The organism is Pseudomonas sp. CH61, from assembly GCF_059429415.1.
This window is the reverse complement of record NZ_CM182098.1, coordinates 1,498,332-1,510,793: the sequence shown is the minus strand read 5'-3', so window position 1 is coordinate 1,510,793 and position 12,462 is coordinate 1,498,332. Positions and strand designations below refer to the sequence as shown.

At 56.3% G+C, this 12,462-nt stretch carries 15 protein-coding genes and 1 tRNA gene; 4 read left to right on the top strand and 12 right to left on the bottom strand.

The features are described from left to right. Position 1 precedes the first annotated feature (1 nt). Positions 2 to 451: a type II secretion system major pseudopilin GspG gene (gene gspG / locus AC5SEM_RS06760; RefSeq protein WP_116031066.1), complete on the bottom strand. Its 450-nt coding sequence runs from the start codon at positions 449 to 451 to the stop codon at positions 2 to 4. 146 nt (positions 452 to 597) lie between these two features. Here gspG and gspI point away from each other — a divergent pair, with 146 nt between their 5' ends. Then, a complete protein-coding gene (gene gspI, locus AC5SEM_RS06755; protein ID WP_495472437.1) occupies positions 598 to 984 on the top strand; it encodes a type II secretion system minor pseudopilin GspI in 387 nt (128 codons plus the stop codon). Between the two features lie 6 nt (positions 985 to 990). Here gspI and AC5SEM_RS06750 read toward each other — a convergent pair whose 3' ends face one another. Continuing rightward, positions 991 to 1,422 carry a type II secretion system protein N gene (locus AC5SEM_RS06750; protein WP_077572024.1) on the bottom strand — a complete coding sequence of 144 codons (432 nt, stop codon included), beginning with the start codon at positions 1,420 to 1,422 and terminating at the stop codon, positions 991 to 993. Positions 1,423 to 1,536: 114 nt separating this feature from the next. Here AC5SEM_RS06750 and AC5SEM_RS06745 point away from each other — a divergent pair, with 114 nt between their 5' ends. From AC5SEM_RS06745 to ybiA, 3 genes are all read left to right on the top strand, one after another. Beyond that, positions 1,537 to 1,998 carry a GspH/FimT family pseudopilin gene (locus AC5SEM_RS06745; RefSeq protein ID WP_495472436.1) on the top strand — a complete coding sequence of 154 codons (462 nt, stop codon included), beginning with the start codon at positions 1,537 to 1,539 and terminating at the stop codon, positions 1,996 to 1,998. Then, a complete protein-coding gene (locus AC5SEM_RS06740) occupies positions 1,995 to 2,606 on the top strand; it encodes a PulJ/GspJ family protein (RefSeq protein WP_137217962.1) in 612 nt (203 codons plus the stop codon). The genes AC5SEM_RS06745 and AC5SEM_RS06740 overlap by 4 nt, the downstream gene beginning before the upstream one ends. Before the next feature lie 77 nt (positions 2,607 to 2,683). Next, positions 2,684 to 3,241: a riboflavin biosynthesis intermediates N-glycosidase gene (gene ybiA, locus AC5SEM_RS06735; RefSeq protein WP_495472435.1), complete on the top strand. Its 558-nt coding sequence runs from the start codon at positions 2,684 to 2,686 to the stop codon at positions 3,239 to 3,241. A gap of 661 nt (positions 3,242 to 3,902) precedes the next feature. Here the strand turns inward: ybiA and AC5SEM_RS06730 are convergent. The 10 genes from AC5SEM_RS06730 to thrS form a co-directional block, all read right to left on the bottom strand. After that, on the bottom strand, positions 3,903 to 4,364 hold the full coding sequence (locus AC5SEM_RS06730) for a hypothetical protein (RefSeq protein WP_137217965.1): 462 nt from the start codon (positions 4,362 to 4,364) through the stop codon (positions 3,903 to 3,905). A 442-nt stretch (positions 4,365 to 4,806) separates the two neighbouring features. Continuing rightward, positions 4,807 to 4,883 (bottom strand) — tRNA-Pro (locus tag AC5SEM_RS06725). 89 nt (positions 4,884 to 4,972) lie between these two features. After that, positions 4,973 to 5,329, bottom strand: a complete 357-nt coding sequence (locus AC5SEM_RS06720) for a MerR family transcriptional regulator (protein ID WP_003179985.1) — start codon at positions 5,327 to 5,329, stop codon at positions 4,973 to 4,975. Then, positions 5,310 to 5,612, bottom strand: a complete 303-nt coding sequence (gene ihfA, locus AC5SEM_RS06715; protein WP_002553164.1) for an integration host factor subunit alpha — start codon at positions 5,610 to 5,612, stop codon at positions 5,310 to 5,312. The genes AC5SEM_RS06720 and ihfA overlap by 20 nt, the downstream gene beginning before the upstream one ends. A 3-nt stretch (positions 5,613 to 5,615) precedes the next feature. Continuing rightward, positions 5,616 to 7,994, bottom strand: a complete 2,379-nt coding sequence (gene pheT, locus AC5SEM_RS06710; protein WP_495472434.1) for a phenylalanine--tRNA ligase subunit beta — start codon at positions 7,992 to 7,994, stop codon at positions 5,616 to 5,618. 26 nt (positions 7,995 to 8,020) lie between these two features. Further along, the gene (gene pheS / locus AC5SEM_RS06705) at positions 8,021 to 9,037 is read right to left on the bottom strand and encodes a phenylalanine--tRNA ligase subunit alpha (RefSeq protein WP_003226365.1); all 1,017 of its coding nucleotides are present in this window, start codon (positions 9,035 to 9,037) and stop codon (positions 8,021 to 8,023) included. 109 nt (positions 9,038 to 9,146) lie between these two features. Next, positions 9,147 to 9,503: a 50S ribosomal protein L20 gene (rplT, locus tag AC5SEM_RS06700; RefSeq protein WP_007913489.1), complete on the bottom strand. Its 357-nt coding sequence runs from the start codon at positions 9,501 to 9,503 to the stop codon at positions 9,147 to 9,149. Positions 9,504 to 9,531: 28 nt separating this feature from the next. Beyond that, positions 9,532 to 9,726: a 50S ribosomal protein L35 gene (rpmI, locus tag AC5SEM_RS06695; RefSeq protein WP_002553160.1), complete on the bottom strand. Its 195-nt coding sequence runs from the start codon at positions 9,724 to 9,726 to the stop codon at positions 9,532 to 9,534. 60 nt (positions 9,727 to 9,786) lie between these two features. After that, positions 9,787 to 10,338, bottom strand: a complete 552-nt coding sequence (infC, locus tag AC5SEM_RS06690) for a translation initiation factor IF-3 (protein ID WP_170947229.1) — start codon at positions 10,336 to 10,338, stop codon at positions 9,787 to 9,789. Then, entirely contained in the window at positions 10,338 to 12,260 is a 1,923-nt protein-coding gene (thrS, locus tag AC5SEM_RS06685; RefSeq protein ID WP_007913488.1) for a threonine--tRNA ligase, read from the bottom strand. Before thrS ends, infC begins: the two co-directional genes overlap by 1 nt. Positions 12,261 to 12,462: the final 202 nt, after the last annotated feature.

Here is a 12,462-nt window from a genome sequence, read left to right as displayed (position 1 = left end):
CTCAGAGCTGCCAGGAACCAATATCGGCATTGACGCCGTCGCCGTCGGGTTGGCCGTCTGCGCCGAGGGAGAAGATGTCGATCTCACCGTTCGCGCCAGGATTCAGATAGTTGTAAGGACGACCCCACGGGTCGTTGGGCAAGCGCTCCAGATAAGAGCGCCAGTTGCTGTTTTTCGCATCCGCCGGACGCTCCACCAACACCTTGAGCCCCTGATTCAGCGTCGGATAAGTGCCGTGGTCGAGGCGGTAGAGTTTGAGCGCCTGCATCAGGCCGGCGATGTCTTGTTTTGCCGCAGTGGCTCGGGCCTGATCAGGTCGGTCGAGCACCTTGGGCACGACCATCGCCGCCAGAATGCCGAGGATGACCACCACCACCATGATTTCGATCAGGGTGAAACCCTGCTGACCTCGACGGTCTGCGGACTGAGATTTGACGCGCGCGAAATCCATTTCAACCTTCCTTGGCATGATTACATTCGGCGCGCAGTGTAACAAAAGCCAGTCATCGTACAACAATCATTAACGCACTGTTTTTCTGCACATTCGCCAAAGGACGGGTGTTATTCTGCGGGCCGGTTTCAACCGCAGAGACAAGCATGGAAGCGTTGCGCAAGGAGCGAGGTTTCACCCTCATCGAGGTTCTGGTGGCCTTGGCGATCATCGCCGTGGCCATGTCTGCGGCCGTTCGCGTTGCGGGGCTGATGACCCAGAGCAATGGCCTGTTGCGCGATCGCTCGATCGCTTTGCTGGCGGCGCAGACCCGGCTCGCCGAACTGCGTCTGGAAGAAGACTTTGCCCCGGGACTGAAAACCTTCGACTGTGATCAAGGTCGCCTGCAACTGCACTGCGATCAACACGTGACGCCGAGCACCGATGGACGATTGATGCGCGTGACGCTGCTGGTTTCCGATCGCGAACGTCAGGCACCACCCCTGGCGCGACTCGAAACCTTACTCGGCCGGCCGCAGGAAAAGCGCCAATGACGCTGCTCAGGGTCGAGTCAGTCGAGGCAGCGATGGCGAGTCTGGCAGCGTGCTGACTTTTAATCGGCTCTGTTCCGCGCCACGCTCAATGACCACTGCATCCTGCTCAATGGCTATCACGCGCACCCCCTGGGTCAAGCGATCACCCACCAGAAAACTGCGCGGCGGACCGTCGTTGAGACTTAGAATTGCCACCGCGGCGTGCGCCCCTGCCAGCACTCCGGAAACCTTGATATCCAACGGTGCCGGCTGGTTGGAAAACCACTGCAAAGCCGCTGTGTCGGCGCGCGTCGGCAACACTTGGGGGTCCACCGCCGGAACGTGGGATTCGGCCGGCGTCAGCAACAGCGCGGACCAGAACAGTCCCCCTGCCAGCGCCGCGATCAGCGCCACCGATTGCACAAGCTGCATTGCGGATAAGCGAAAAGTAAATGCCAAGACCCAACCTCCCTGTTGTCCTGCGTCGCAGTCTACAGGACAACATTCGCTTTTCTATCCGGATTGAAGGTTCGAATCCGCCAGGATGGATTCACAACGAAGGAACGTTGCGGTATGAGCAAGGACAGACAAACGGGCTTCACCCTCATCGAATTGATGGTGGTGTTGATCATCATCGGTATTGCCAGCGCCGCCATCAGCCTGAGTATCAAGCCTGACCCAGCGCAACTGCTGCGCAAGGACGCCAATCGCTTGATCCAGTTGCTGCAAATTGCCCATGCCGAAGCCCTGGCCGATGGACGCCCGATCACTTGGCTGGCGGACAAAAACGGCTTTCGTTTCAGTCGTCGCAATGAACAAGGCCCAGGCTTGGATCACTTTCTCGCCGATCCGCAACTGCGCCCTCGTCACTGGGAAACGCCATCGCTGAAGGTCCGAGTGACACCCAGGCAGCCGCTGATACTGAACGCCGAGTGGTTCGATTCACCCGTGCAACTGCAACTCTCGGACGGCCAGAACACGCTCACCGTGCAGCGCACAGCCACGGGCAAATTGACCTTGGCCAACCAGCCATGAATAACCGGCAAGAGGGTTTTACCCTGATCGAAGTGATGGTCGCGATCCTGCTCATGGCGATCGTCAGCCTGATTGCCTGGCGCGGTCTGGACAGCGTGAGCCGCGCCGACACGCACCTGCAGGCGAGCACCGAACACACCGAAGCACTGCTGCGCACGCTGCATCAACTGGAACGAGATATCGCCTTGCGCGCCAGCATCGAACTGCGCGAACCACTGTTGAACGACAACGATGACGAACGATCCGGGCAGCCAGCGGCAATCAGCGTGCGCAGTGCCGACGACCAGAGCTTTCGTCTTGACGTGATTCGCAGTGCAGCCACCTCGCAGAACGGCTTGCAGCGCGTGCGCTGGTGGTTGAAAGATCAAACCCTGTACCGCGCCGCCGCCGCGCCACGTGATCGCTACCCGCTGCCTGCGCCGAAACAGGCAGTGGCGGTGCTCGACAGAATCAGCGATCTGCAAGTGCGCGTCTGGGAACCGCAGATGGGGTGGCGCCAGCTCAGCGGCAACCGCAAAGAAAACCCCCAAGGCCTGGAAATCCGCCTGACCCGGCAGACGCCTCAAGGCGAAGAACACTACCGCCAGGTCTTGGGCCCATTGGATTAGTCTCTGGGCAATATTGCGTATTGCCCTGACACGCACAGCAACTGTAACGTCGAACGTCAGTTACCGAGGAAATCTCATTGCACGACTCTAAACTTCTCGAAGATCTACGCGCTCGCTTCAACGCTGGAGAGCCTCTGGATTTCACTTTTTTCTGGGGACACCAGCGAAGCAAAGACGCCGTCACGGCTTCGTGCTTCAGCCAGTGGTACGAAGCCGAATTCGTTGTCGAGGGGCAACGCTACCCGACAGCCGAACACTTCATGATGGCCGAGAAGGCAGCGTTGTTCGACGATCAGGAAATTCGTGCACAAGTGCTCCAGGCCCCGACCCCGAACGCCGCCAAAGCCCTCGGCCGCAAAGTGCGCGGGTTCAACGACCGACTCTGGCTGCAACACCGATACGACATCGTCGTCCAGGCAAACCAAGCCAAGTTTTCCCAAAATCCGGAACTGAACGAATTCCTGATGCGCACCGGATCCCGGGTCATTGTCGAAGCGAGCCCGGTTGATGCCATTTGGGGAATTGGGCTCGCGCAGGATCACGCAGACGTGAACGATCCGAATCTGTGGAAAGGCCTGAATCTTCTGGGGTTTGCACTGATGCAGGTGCGGGACGACAGGGTTGGATCGTCCTGAGATTTATTGGCGGTGGCGTCAGCAACGAAAAAGCCTTGGCGTGTGCCAGGGCTTTTCTAAATGCATGAAGCACGCAGGCGAGGATGCAGGATTGATGGACTTTATTGATTTTCTGGGAAACCTTTGCAGCGCATTCAGTAACTATCAAGGCTATGAAAAGCCTCGCCGGGTGTTTACCCGAAGATTCGTTGCGTTCTGCGTATTTGTGGCTGTGTTTGAGCTGATTGCGCTGAGCCTCTACTACGCATAGACGGGAGAAATCAGATGTCGAGGAAGGCATCAGTTCTCGTACAGAGGCGATCTCTGATTTTTAATGGTGTTTCACGCTTAGAATCAACCCGTACCTGATCTTCAATGGTGATTGCCAATGACTACAAGTTAGCCGCGCTGGCATATCATAAAGAGACACGTACTAAAAAGGCCAATACAGAATGCACTGGCCTTTTAAATGAATTAAACGAACGGGACAGAGTGACTCTGATAGTCGCTTAGTGGCACCTCCTGTTTGTGCTCGCCCCCACCCCCCGACTTTATTGATTTGTAGCACCAGAAAAACCCAACAACTGCACAGCCAGCAAAGTTAAATCGAACGAAAACTATTGGAACGTGAGAACATCATCATCCCGCACGAATAGAAACACCAAGAACCACGCAATCATTCTTAGTTCGTGAACGTGTCCTTTGGATATTGAGTACCGATGGGATCACCGAGAGAGTTTGTCGGGTCTAGCGACCGTCCTCCCGCCGGAACAAACCTGAGTTGGAGGGAACCGTCATTGTCATCAAGGCCGTCGAACGTGTCATTGATCATCATCCACACATCCTCCCCCCCCCTAAACTCCCCTCGCAGACCCAGCGCCTCTGGCGATCCATTCTCGCCGACTCTAAATATTGCCTGCCCCACTATTGCCTTCTCACCGCTATAAGGATATTTCTTGTCCCCCTTATCAATATTCATAATGTAGTAGTTGCCCTTGCCTACACCATATCCTTTAGCATCACAGGTTCTGGCGTCTCGCTCGCGAGTATTGAAGCACCATGTACCATCTGCATAAAGATTACCTGCCGATGGAATTTTCCCGATACGCTGCCAGCCCTTATTTGCATGAATTTTACTTTCCATTTAGCAACACCTCATCATCCAAGAAATAGAATTTTGTCTGCAGCAAAAAAACTATAGTTCGATATTTCTTGGCGTCAAAGATACTTACGGCCTATATACTTCTATATACCAGACCCACAAAGTAACATCAGCACTATAGCGCTATTTCGAAAGTGCTAAGTTGTAGAGCAAGAGATTTTATTGGCGCCCACGCGACACTCTAGAAGCAATGTCGTCTAGCATCGGGAGTAATGGCTTTCATCGACATCTAGCATGCATCGGTGCAGTCATGCGTATACGACAGCATGACCCACGCAGCCGTTGGCTGAGTCCGCATCGAGGGCAATCAATTCGAGAGGACTGCCGCCGACTATCTTGAGGAGAGAAACGGGATGCCCCCTCAAAACTCCCCAAGCATGAAAAAGCCCAACCTTTTCAGATTGGGCTAAGTCATTGAAAAATATGGTCGGGACGGAGTGATTCGAACACTCGACCCCTAGCACCCCATGCTAGTGCGCTACCGGACTGCGCTACGCCCCGACTGGTCTTGCAACTCGCTCTCCACCTCGAAGAACGCTCAAGAATATAGCGCAAGCGTTTGAAAACTGGAAGTATTCAAACGCCGCTTTTTATTTCTTGAGAACCACCAGTACATCTTCCAATTCGGCAATCATCTGCCGAATCATCTGCTTGTATTGGGTCGTGTCGTCTTTGGCTTCATCGCCGGACAAACGCAGGCGTGCGCCGCCGATGGTGAAACCTTGATCGTAAAGGAGCGCGCGGATTTGCCGGATCATCAGCACGTCCTGGCGCTGATAATACCGGCGGTTTCCGCGGCGTTTGACTGGGTTGAGTTGAGGAAACTCCTGCTCCCAGTAGCGCAGCACGTGTGGCTTTACGGCACACAGCTCGCTGACTTCACCGATGGTGAAGTAGCGTTTGCCAGGGATGACGGGTAGTTCGTCGTTATGACTTGGTTCCAGCATAAGCCTCAACTCGGGCCTTCAACTTCTGCCCTGGACGAAAGGTGACCACACGGCGAGCCGTGATCGGGATTTCTTCCCCCGTTTTCGGGTTGCGGCCAGGCCGCTGGCGTTTGTCCCGAAGGTCGAAATTGCCGAAACCGGACAATTTGACCTGCTCGTTGTCTTCAAGAGCGTGCCTGATTTCCTCGAAAAACAGTTCGACCAATTCCTTGGCTTCCCGCTTGTTCAGGCCCAGCTCTTCATACAGACGTTCCGCCATCTCAGCTTTCGTCAAAGCCCCCATACGTCACTTCCTTAACGTGGCGTTCAACCTTTGTTCGAGCGAGGTGAGGATATTTTGCGTCGTCGAATTCACCTCATCGTCATTAAGAGTGCGCGATGGATGCTGCCAGGTCAAGCCAACTGCAAGGCTTTTTCTATCAGGATCAATACCTTTACCCTGATACACGTCAAACAGCCTGAGATCTGTGAGCCATTCGCCTGCATTTTCACGGATTACGTCCAGTACGGCTGCGGACGCGACGTCTTTGTGCGCAATCAGTGCAAGGTCACGACGCACTTCAGGAAAGCGCGACAACTCGTGGAATTTCGGCATTTTACCGAGTGCCACTTCAGCCAGAACCAGCTCGAAAACGAAGACTGGACGATCCAGACCCAGCGCTTTCGACAATTCCGGGTGGATGGCGCCGATGAAGCCGACTTCACGCCCTTCGCGCTCGATGCGTGCGGTTTGACCCGGGTGCAGCGCCGGGTGTTTGCCCGGTGTGAAGGTGAACGAATCCAGTGCGCCGGCAAAGCCCAGCACCGCTTCCACGTCAGCTTTGACGTCGAAGAAATCGACGGTGTCGCGACCTTGTGCCCAGCCTTCTGGCAGACGGCTACCGCAAACCACACCGGACAGCATCGGCTCTTGCTTCAGGCCTTCCAGCTGACCAACGAAGCGCAGACCGCTTTCGAACAGACGCACGCGATCTTGCTGACGGTTGAGGTTGTGCTGCAGCGCTTTGACCAGACCCGGCCACAGCGACGAACGCATGGCCGCCATGTCATTGGAGATCGGATTGGCCAGCAACAACGGCTCAACGCCCGGGTTGAACAGCTCGAACTGACGCGGATCGATGAAGCTGTAAGTGATCGCTTCCTGATAACCACGAGCCACCAGCAGACGGCGCAGCTCCGGCAGATCACTACGCGCTTCTGCTTTGGCTTGCGGCGCCAGACGCGCTTGCGGGTAACGAACCGGCAGACGGTTGTAGCCGTACAGACGCGCCAGTTCTTCGATCAGATCGACTTCCAGACTGATGTCGAAGCGATGGCTTGGCACTTCTACACGCCACTGGCCTTCGCCATCGGCAGCAATACCTAGACCCAGACCGCCGAGCAAACGCTTGACCTGCGCGGAATCCATTTCCATACCGAGCATCTGGGTGATGCGCTGGGAACGCAGGGTGATCGGTGCGATCGACGGCAGATGCTGCTCGCTGACGGTCTCGATGATCGGGCCGGCTTCGCCGCCAGTAATGTCCAGCAGCAGGCCAGTGGCGCGCTCCATGGCTTCACGGGCCAGTTGCCAGTCGACGCCACGCTCGTAGCGGTGCGACGCATCGGTGTGCAGACCGTAGGACCGAGCCTTGCCAGCGACAGCGATCTGGTCGAAGAATGCGGATTCCAGGAATACGTCGCGAGTGGTCGCGGACACACCGCTGTGCTCACCACCCATGACACCGGCAATCGCCAGCGCGCGGGTGTGGTCGGCAATCACCAGCGTATCGCTACGCAGGCTGACTTCCTGACCGTCGAGCAGTACCAGCTTCTCGCCCTCTTCCGCCATGCGCACACGGATGCCGCCGTTGATTTCGGCGAGATCGAAGGCGTGCAGTGGCTGGCCCAGCTCGAGCATCACGTAGTTGGTGATGTCGACGGCAGCGTCGATGCTGCGCACGTCGGCGCGGCGCAGACGTTCAACCATCCACAGCGGTGTCGGCTTGGACAGATCAACGTTACGGATAACGCGCCCCAGGTAACGTGGGCATGCCGCTGATGCCAGCACTTCTACCGAACGCACTTCGTCGTGCACGGCAGGAATGCTCATGACCACCGGACGGGTGACCGGCGCGTCGTACAGCGCGCCGACTTCACGGGCCAGACCGGCCAGGGACAGGCAGTCGCCGCGGTTCGGGGTCAGGTCGACCTCGATGCTGGCGTCTTCCAGATCCAGGTACACACGGAAATCTTCGCCCACCGGCGCATCGGCCGGCAGTTCCATCAGACCGTCATTGCCTTCACCGACCTGCAACTCGGCTTGCGAGCAGAGCATGCCGTTGGACTCGACGCCACGGAGCTTGGCCTTCTTGATCTTGAAGTCGCCCGGCAGTTCGGCACCGATCATGGCGAACGGAATCTTCAGACCCGGACGCACGTTTGGCGCTCCGCACACGACCTGAAAGGTTTCCGCGCCATTGCTGACCTGGCACACGCGCAACTTGTCGGCATCAGGGTGTTGCTCGGTGCTTAGCACCTCGCCCACCACCACGCCGCTGAATACACCGGCGGCCGGGGTCACGCTATCGACCTCCAGGCCAGCCATCGACAGACGAGCAACCAGCTCGTCGCGATTTACCTGCGGGCTAACCCAGCCACGCAGCCATTGTTCACTGAATTTCATCCTGCTCTCCTAAGAATTCGTTACGACTAGCGAAATTGCGCGAGGAACCGCAAGTCGTTGTCGAAGAACAGACGCAAGTCGTTTACGCCGTAACGGAGCATGGCCAGACGCTCGACACCCATGCCGAAAGCAAAACCGGAGAACTCTTCCGGATCAATGCCGGACATGCGCAACACGTTCGGGTGAACCATGCCGCAGCCCATCACTTCCAGCCAGCCAGTCTGCTTGCAGACACGGCAGCCTTTACCGCTGCACATCACGCATTCCATATCGACTTCAGCGGACGGCTCGGTGAACGGGAAGTACGAAGGGCGAAAACGTACGGCCAGCTCTTTTTCGAAGAACACCCGCAGGAATTCTTCGATGGTGCCTTTGAGATCGGCAAAATTGATGTCGCGATCAACCAGCAGGCCTTCGACCTGGTGGAACATCGGCGAGTGGGTGATATCGGAGTCGCTGCGATACACGCGGCCTGGGCAGACGATGCGGATCGGCGGCTGTTTCGATTCCATGGTGCGGACCTGTACCGGCGAGGTATGAGTGCGCAGCAGCATGTTGGCGTTGAAATAGAAGGTGTCATGCATCGACCGGGCCGGGTGATGGCCTGGGATGTTGAGCGCTTCAAAGTTGTGATAGTCGTCTTCGACCTCAGGGCCTTCGGCAATGCCGTAGCCGATGCGGGTGAAGAACTGCTCGACACGTTCCAGAGTCCGGGTCACCGGATGCAGACCACCGGAGGTCTGGCCACGGCCCGGCAATGTCACGTCAATGGATTCGGCAGACAGTTTGGCAGCCAGTTCGGCTTCTTCAAACAGAGCCATGCGCGCATTGAGAACGCCTGTAACACGTTCCTTGGCAACGTTGATCAGGGCGCCGACTTGCGGACGCTCTTCTGCCGGCAAATTCCCCAGGGTCTTCATCACCTGAGTCAATTCACCCTTTTTGCCAAGGTATTGAACCCGGATTTGCTCCAGGGCATTGATATCTTCAGCGCTTTGCACAGCCTCTAGTGCTTGAGAGACCAGCGCATCCAGGTTTTCCATGTACAGACTCCAGATACAAAATAGGGGAAGAGCTTGAAGGCTCTTCCCCTATTTAAGACGTTTACCACCTGGCCCCACGGAAGTGAGACCGGGTGATTGTCGGGGGTACTTAAGCCAAGGTGGCTTTAGCTTTCTCGACAATCGCAGCAAACACCGCTTTTTCGTTCACTGCCAGATCAGCCAGAACCTTACGGTCGATCTCGATGGACGCTTTTTTCAGGCCAGCGATGAAACGGCTGTAGGACAGACCGTTAACACGAGCACCAGCGTTGATACGAGCGATCCACAGAGCGCGGAACTGACGTTTTTTCTGACGACGGTCACGGTAGGCGTATTGGCCTGCCTTGATTACCGCTTGCTTGGCAACACGGAATACGCGGGAGCGTGCGCCGTAGTAGCCTTTAGCAAGTTTCAGAATTTTTTTGTGACGCTTACGGGCAATGACGCCACGCTTTACACGAGCCATGAGTTACTTCCTCTATTCTTGACTAAAATTAACGAAGGCGCAGCATGCGCTCGACTTTTGCCACGTCAGACGGATGCAGCAAGCTGCTACCGCGCAGTTGACGCTTACGCTTGGTCGACATTTTAGTCAGGATGTGGCTCTTGAAAGCGTGCTTGTGCTTGATACCGTTAGCAGTTTTCAGAAACCGCTTAGCAGCACCACTTTTGGTTTTCATTTTTGGCATGTTCGGATACTCCGCATTCAGTTGATAAACATAATCAGAAGGCCTGCCGTGCCCTGTTGATTACTTCTTCTTTTTCGGGGCGATGACCATGATCAGCTGGCGTCCTTCCATCTTAGGATGCTGTTCGACCGAACCGTACTCGAGCAGGTCAGCTTCAACCCGCTTGAGGAGTTCCATCCCCAGCTCCTGGTGGGCCATCTCACGGCCGCGGAATCGCAAGGATACCTTGGCCCTGTCCCCATCACTCAGGAAACGTACCAGGTTGCGCAGTTTTACCTGGTAATCCCCTTCCTCCGTCCCTGGACGAAACTTGATTTCTTTAACCTGAATCTGCTTCTGGTTTTTCTTGGCTGCGGCAACCTGTTTCTTCTTCTCGAAGATCGATTTGCCGTAGTCCATCAGTTTGCAAACAGGGGGTACTGCATCGGCGGAAATTTCCACCAAATCCAGTTTGGCCTCTTCAGCCTTAAGAAGCGCGTCTTCAATTGACACAATCCCAAGCTGTTCACCTTCAGCCCCAATTAACCGAACCTCGCGTGCCGAGATATTCTCGTTGATCGGGGCTTTCGGTGCAGCTCGTTTATCTTGTCTCATTTCACGCTTAATAATAATTACTCCGAATCTGGGCGACCACGCCGGGAAACCGCTTGCGCGAGAAACTCAGCGAACTGGGCGACGGGCATCGAGCCCAGGTCAGCACCTTCACGAGTACGCACAGCGACAGTCTGCATCTCGACTTCCTTATCTCCGATTACCAAGAGATAGGGAACCTTGAGCAAAGTATGCTCGCGGATTTTAAAGCCGATCTTTTCATTTCTCAAGTCGGACTTGGCACGAAATCCGCTTTCGTTGAGAGTTTTTTCAACTTCTGCAACAAAATCTGCCTGTTTATCAGTGATATTCATGATCACTGCCTGCGTTGGCGCGAGCCAGGCAGGGAACGCACCTTCGTAGTGCTCGATCAGAATCCCGACGAAACGCTCGAAGGAACCGAGGATCGCACGGTGCAACATCACTGGGTGTTTGCGGCTGTTGTCTTCGGAGACGTATTCAGCGCCCAAACGGACAGGCAGGTTAAAATCGAGCTGCAGAGTACCACATTGCCAGACCCGACCAAGGCAGTCTTTCAGCGAGAACTCGATCTTCGGACCGTAGAACGCACCCTCACCCGGCTGCAGATCGTACGGCAGGCCCGCAGAATCAAGGGCTGCAGCCAGTGCTGCCTCAGCGCGATCCCACAGCTCGTCGGAACCGACGCGTTTTTCCGGACGAGTGGACAGTTTCATCTCGACATCGGTGAAGCCGAAGTCGCGGTAAACGTCCATGGTCAGCTTGATGAATGCAGCGGATTCAGCCTGCATCTGCTCTTCGGTGCAGAAGATGTGGGCGTCGTCCTGAGTGAACGCACGTACGCGCATGATGCCGTGCAGCGCACCCGACGGCTCGTTACGGTGGCAGGCACCGAACTCGGCCAGACGCATCGGCAGCTCGCGGTAGCTCTTCAGGCCTTGGTTGAACACCTGCACGTGGCAAGGGCAGTTCATCGGCTTGATGGCGTAGTCGCGGTTTTCCGACTGAGTGGTGAACATGTTGTCGGCGTAGTTGGCCCAGTGCCCGGATTTCTCCCACAGGCTGCGGTCAACGACTTGAGGAGTCTTGATCTCAAGGTAGCCGTTGTCGCGCTGGATCTTGCGCATGTACTGCTCGAGCACCTGGTACAGAGTCCAGCCGTTCGGATGCCAGAACACCATGCCCGGGGATTCTTCCTGGGTGTGGAACAGGCCCAGACGCTTGCCGATCTTGCGGTGATCGCGCTTTTCAGCTTCTTCGATGCGCTGGATGTAAGCCGCCAGCTGCTTTTTGTCTGCCCAGGCGGTGCCGTAAACGCGCTGCAATTGCTCGTTCTTGGCGTCGCCGCGCCAGTAGGCACCGGACAGCTTGGTCAGCTTGAAGGATTTCAGGAAGCGTGTGTTCGGCACGTGCGGACCGCGGCACATGTCGACGTATTCTTCGTGATAGTACAGGCCCATGGCCTGTTCGTTCGGCATATCCTCGACCAGGCGCAACTTGTAGTCTTCGCCACGGGCCTTGAACACTTCGATCACTTCGGCGCGCGGAGTGACTTTCTTGATGACGTCGTAATCTTTCTCGATCAGCTGCTGCATGCGCTGTTCGATAGCGGCCATGTCGTCCGGAGTGAAAGGACGTTCGAAGGCGATGTCGTAATAGAAGCCTTCGTCGATGACCGGACCGATGACCATTTTCGCAGTCGGGTACAACTGTTTGACCGCATGACCCACCAGGTGAGCGCAAGAGTGGCGAATGATCTCCAGCCCCTCTTCATCCTTTGGCGTGATGATTTGCAGGGTCGCGTCGCTGCTGATGATGTCGCTGGCGTCGACCAGTTGGCCATTGACCTTGCCGGCCAGGGTGGCTTTGGCCAGACCGGCACCAATGGATGCGGCGACCTCGGCTACGGAAACCGGGTGATCGAATGAACGTTGACTGCCGTCGGGAAGAGTAATAGTTGGCATGGCGCCTCCTCTCCTAGTGGTGACCCCTACCAAAGGTCACGTGGGTTGGGATGAGCCAGTACAAGATCCGATCCAGGCCATTCAATGACGAACGCCTGCCTTACAGCGGCAGGAGCCTTGCGGCCAACCGGAAAACCGAACCAGAGTGACTGGGATTCAAATCGAATTATTCGCACGTCGACCGCTGCCGGGACTGTAGGTC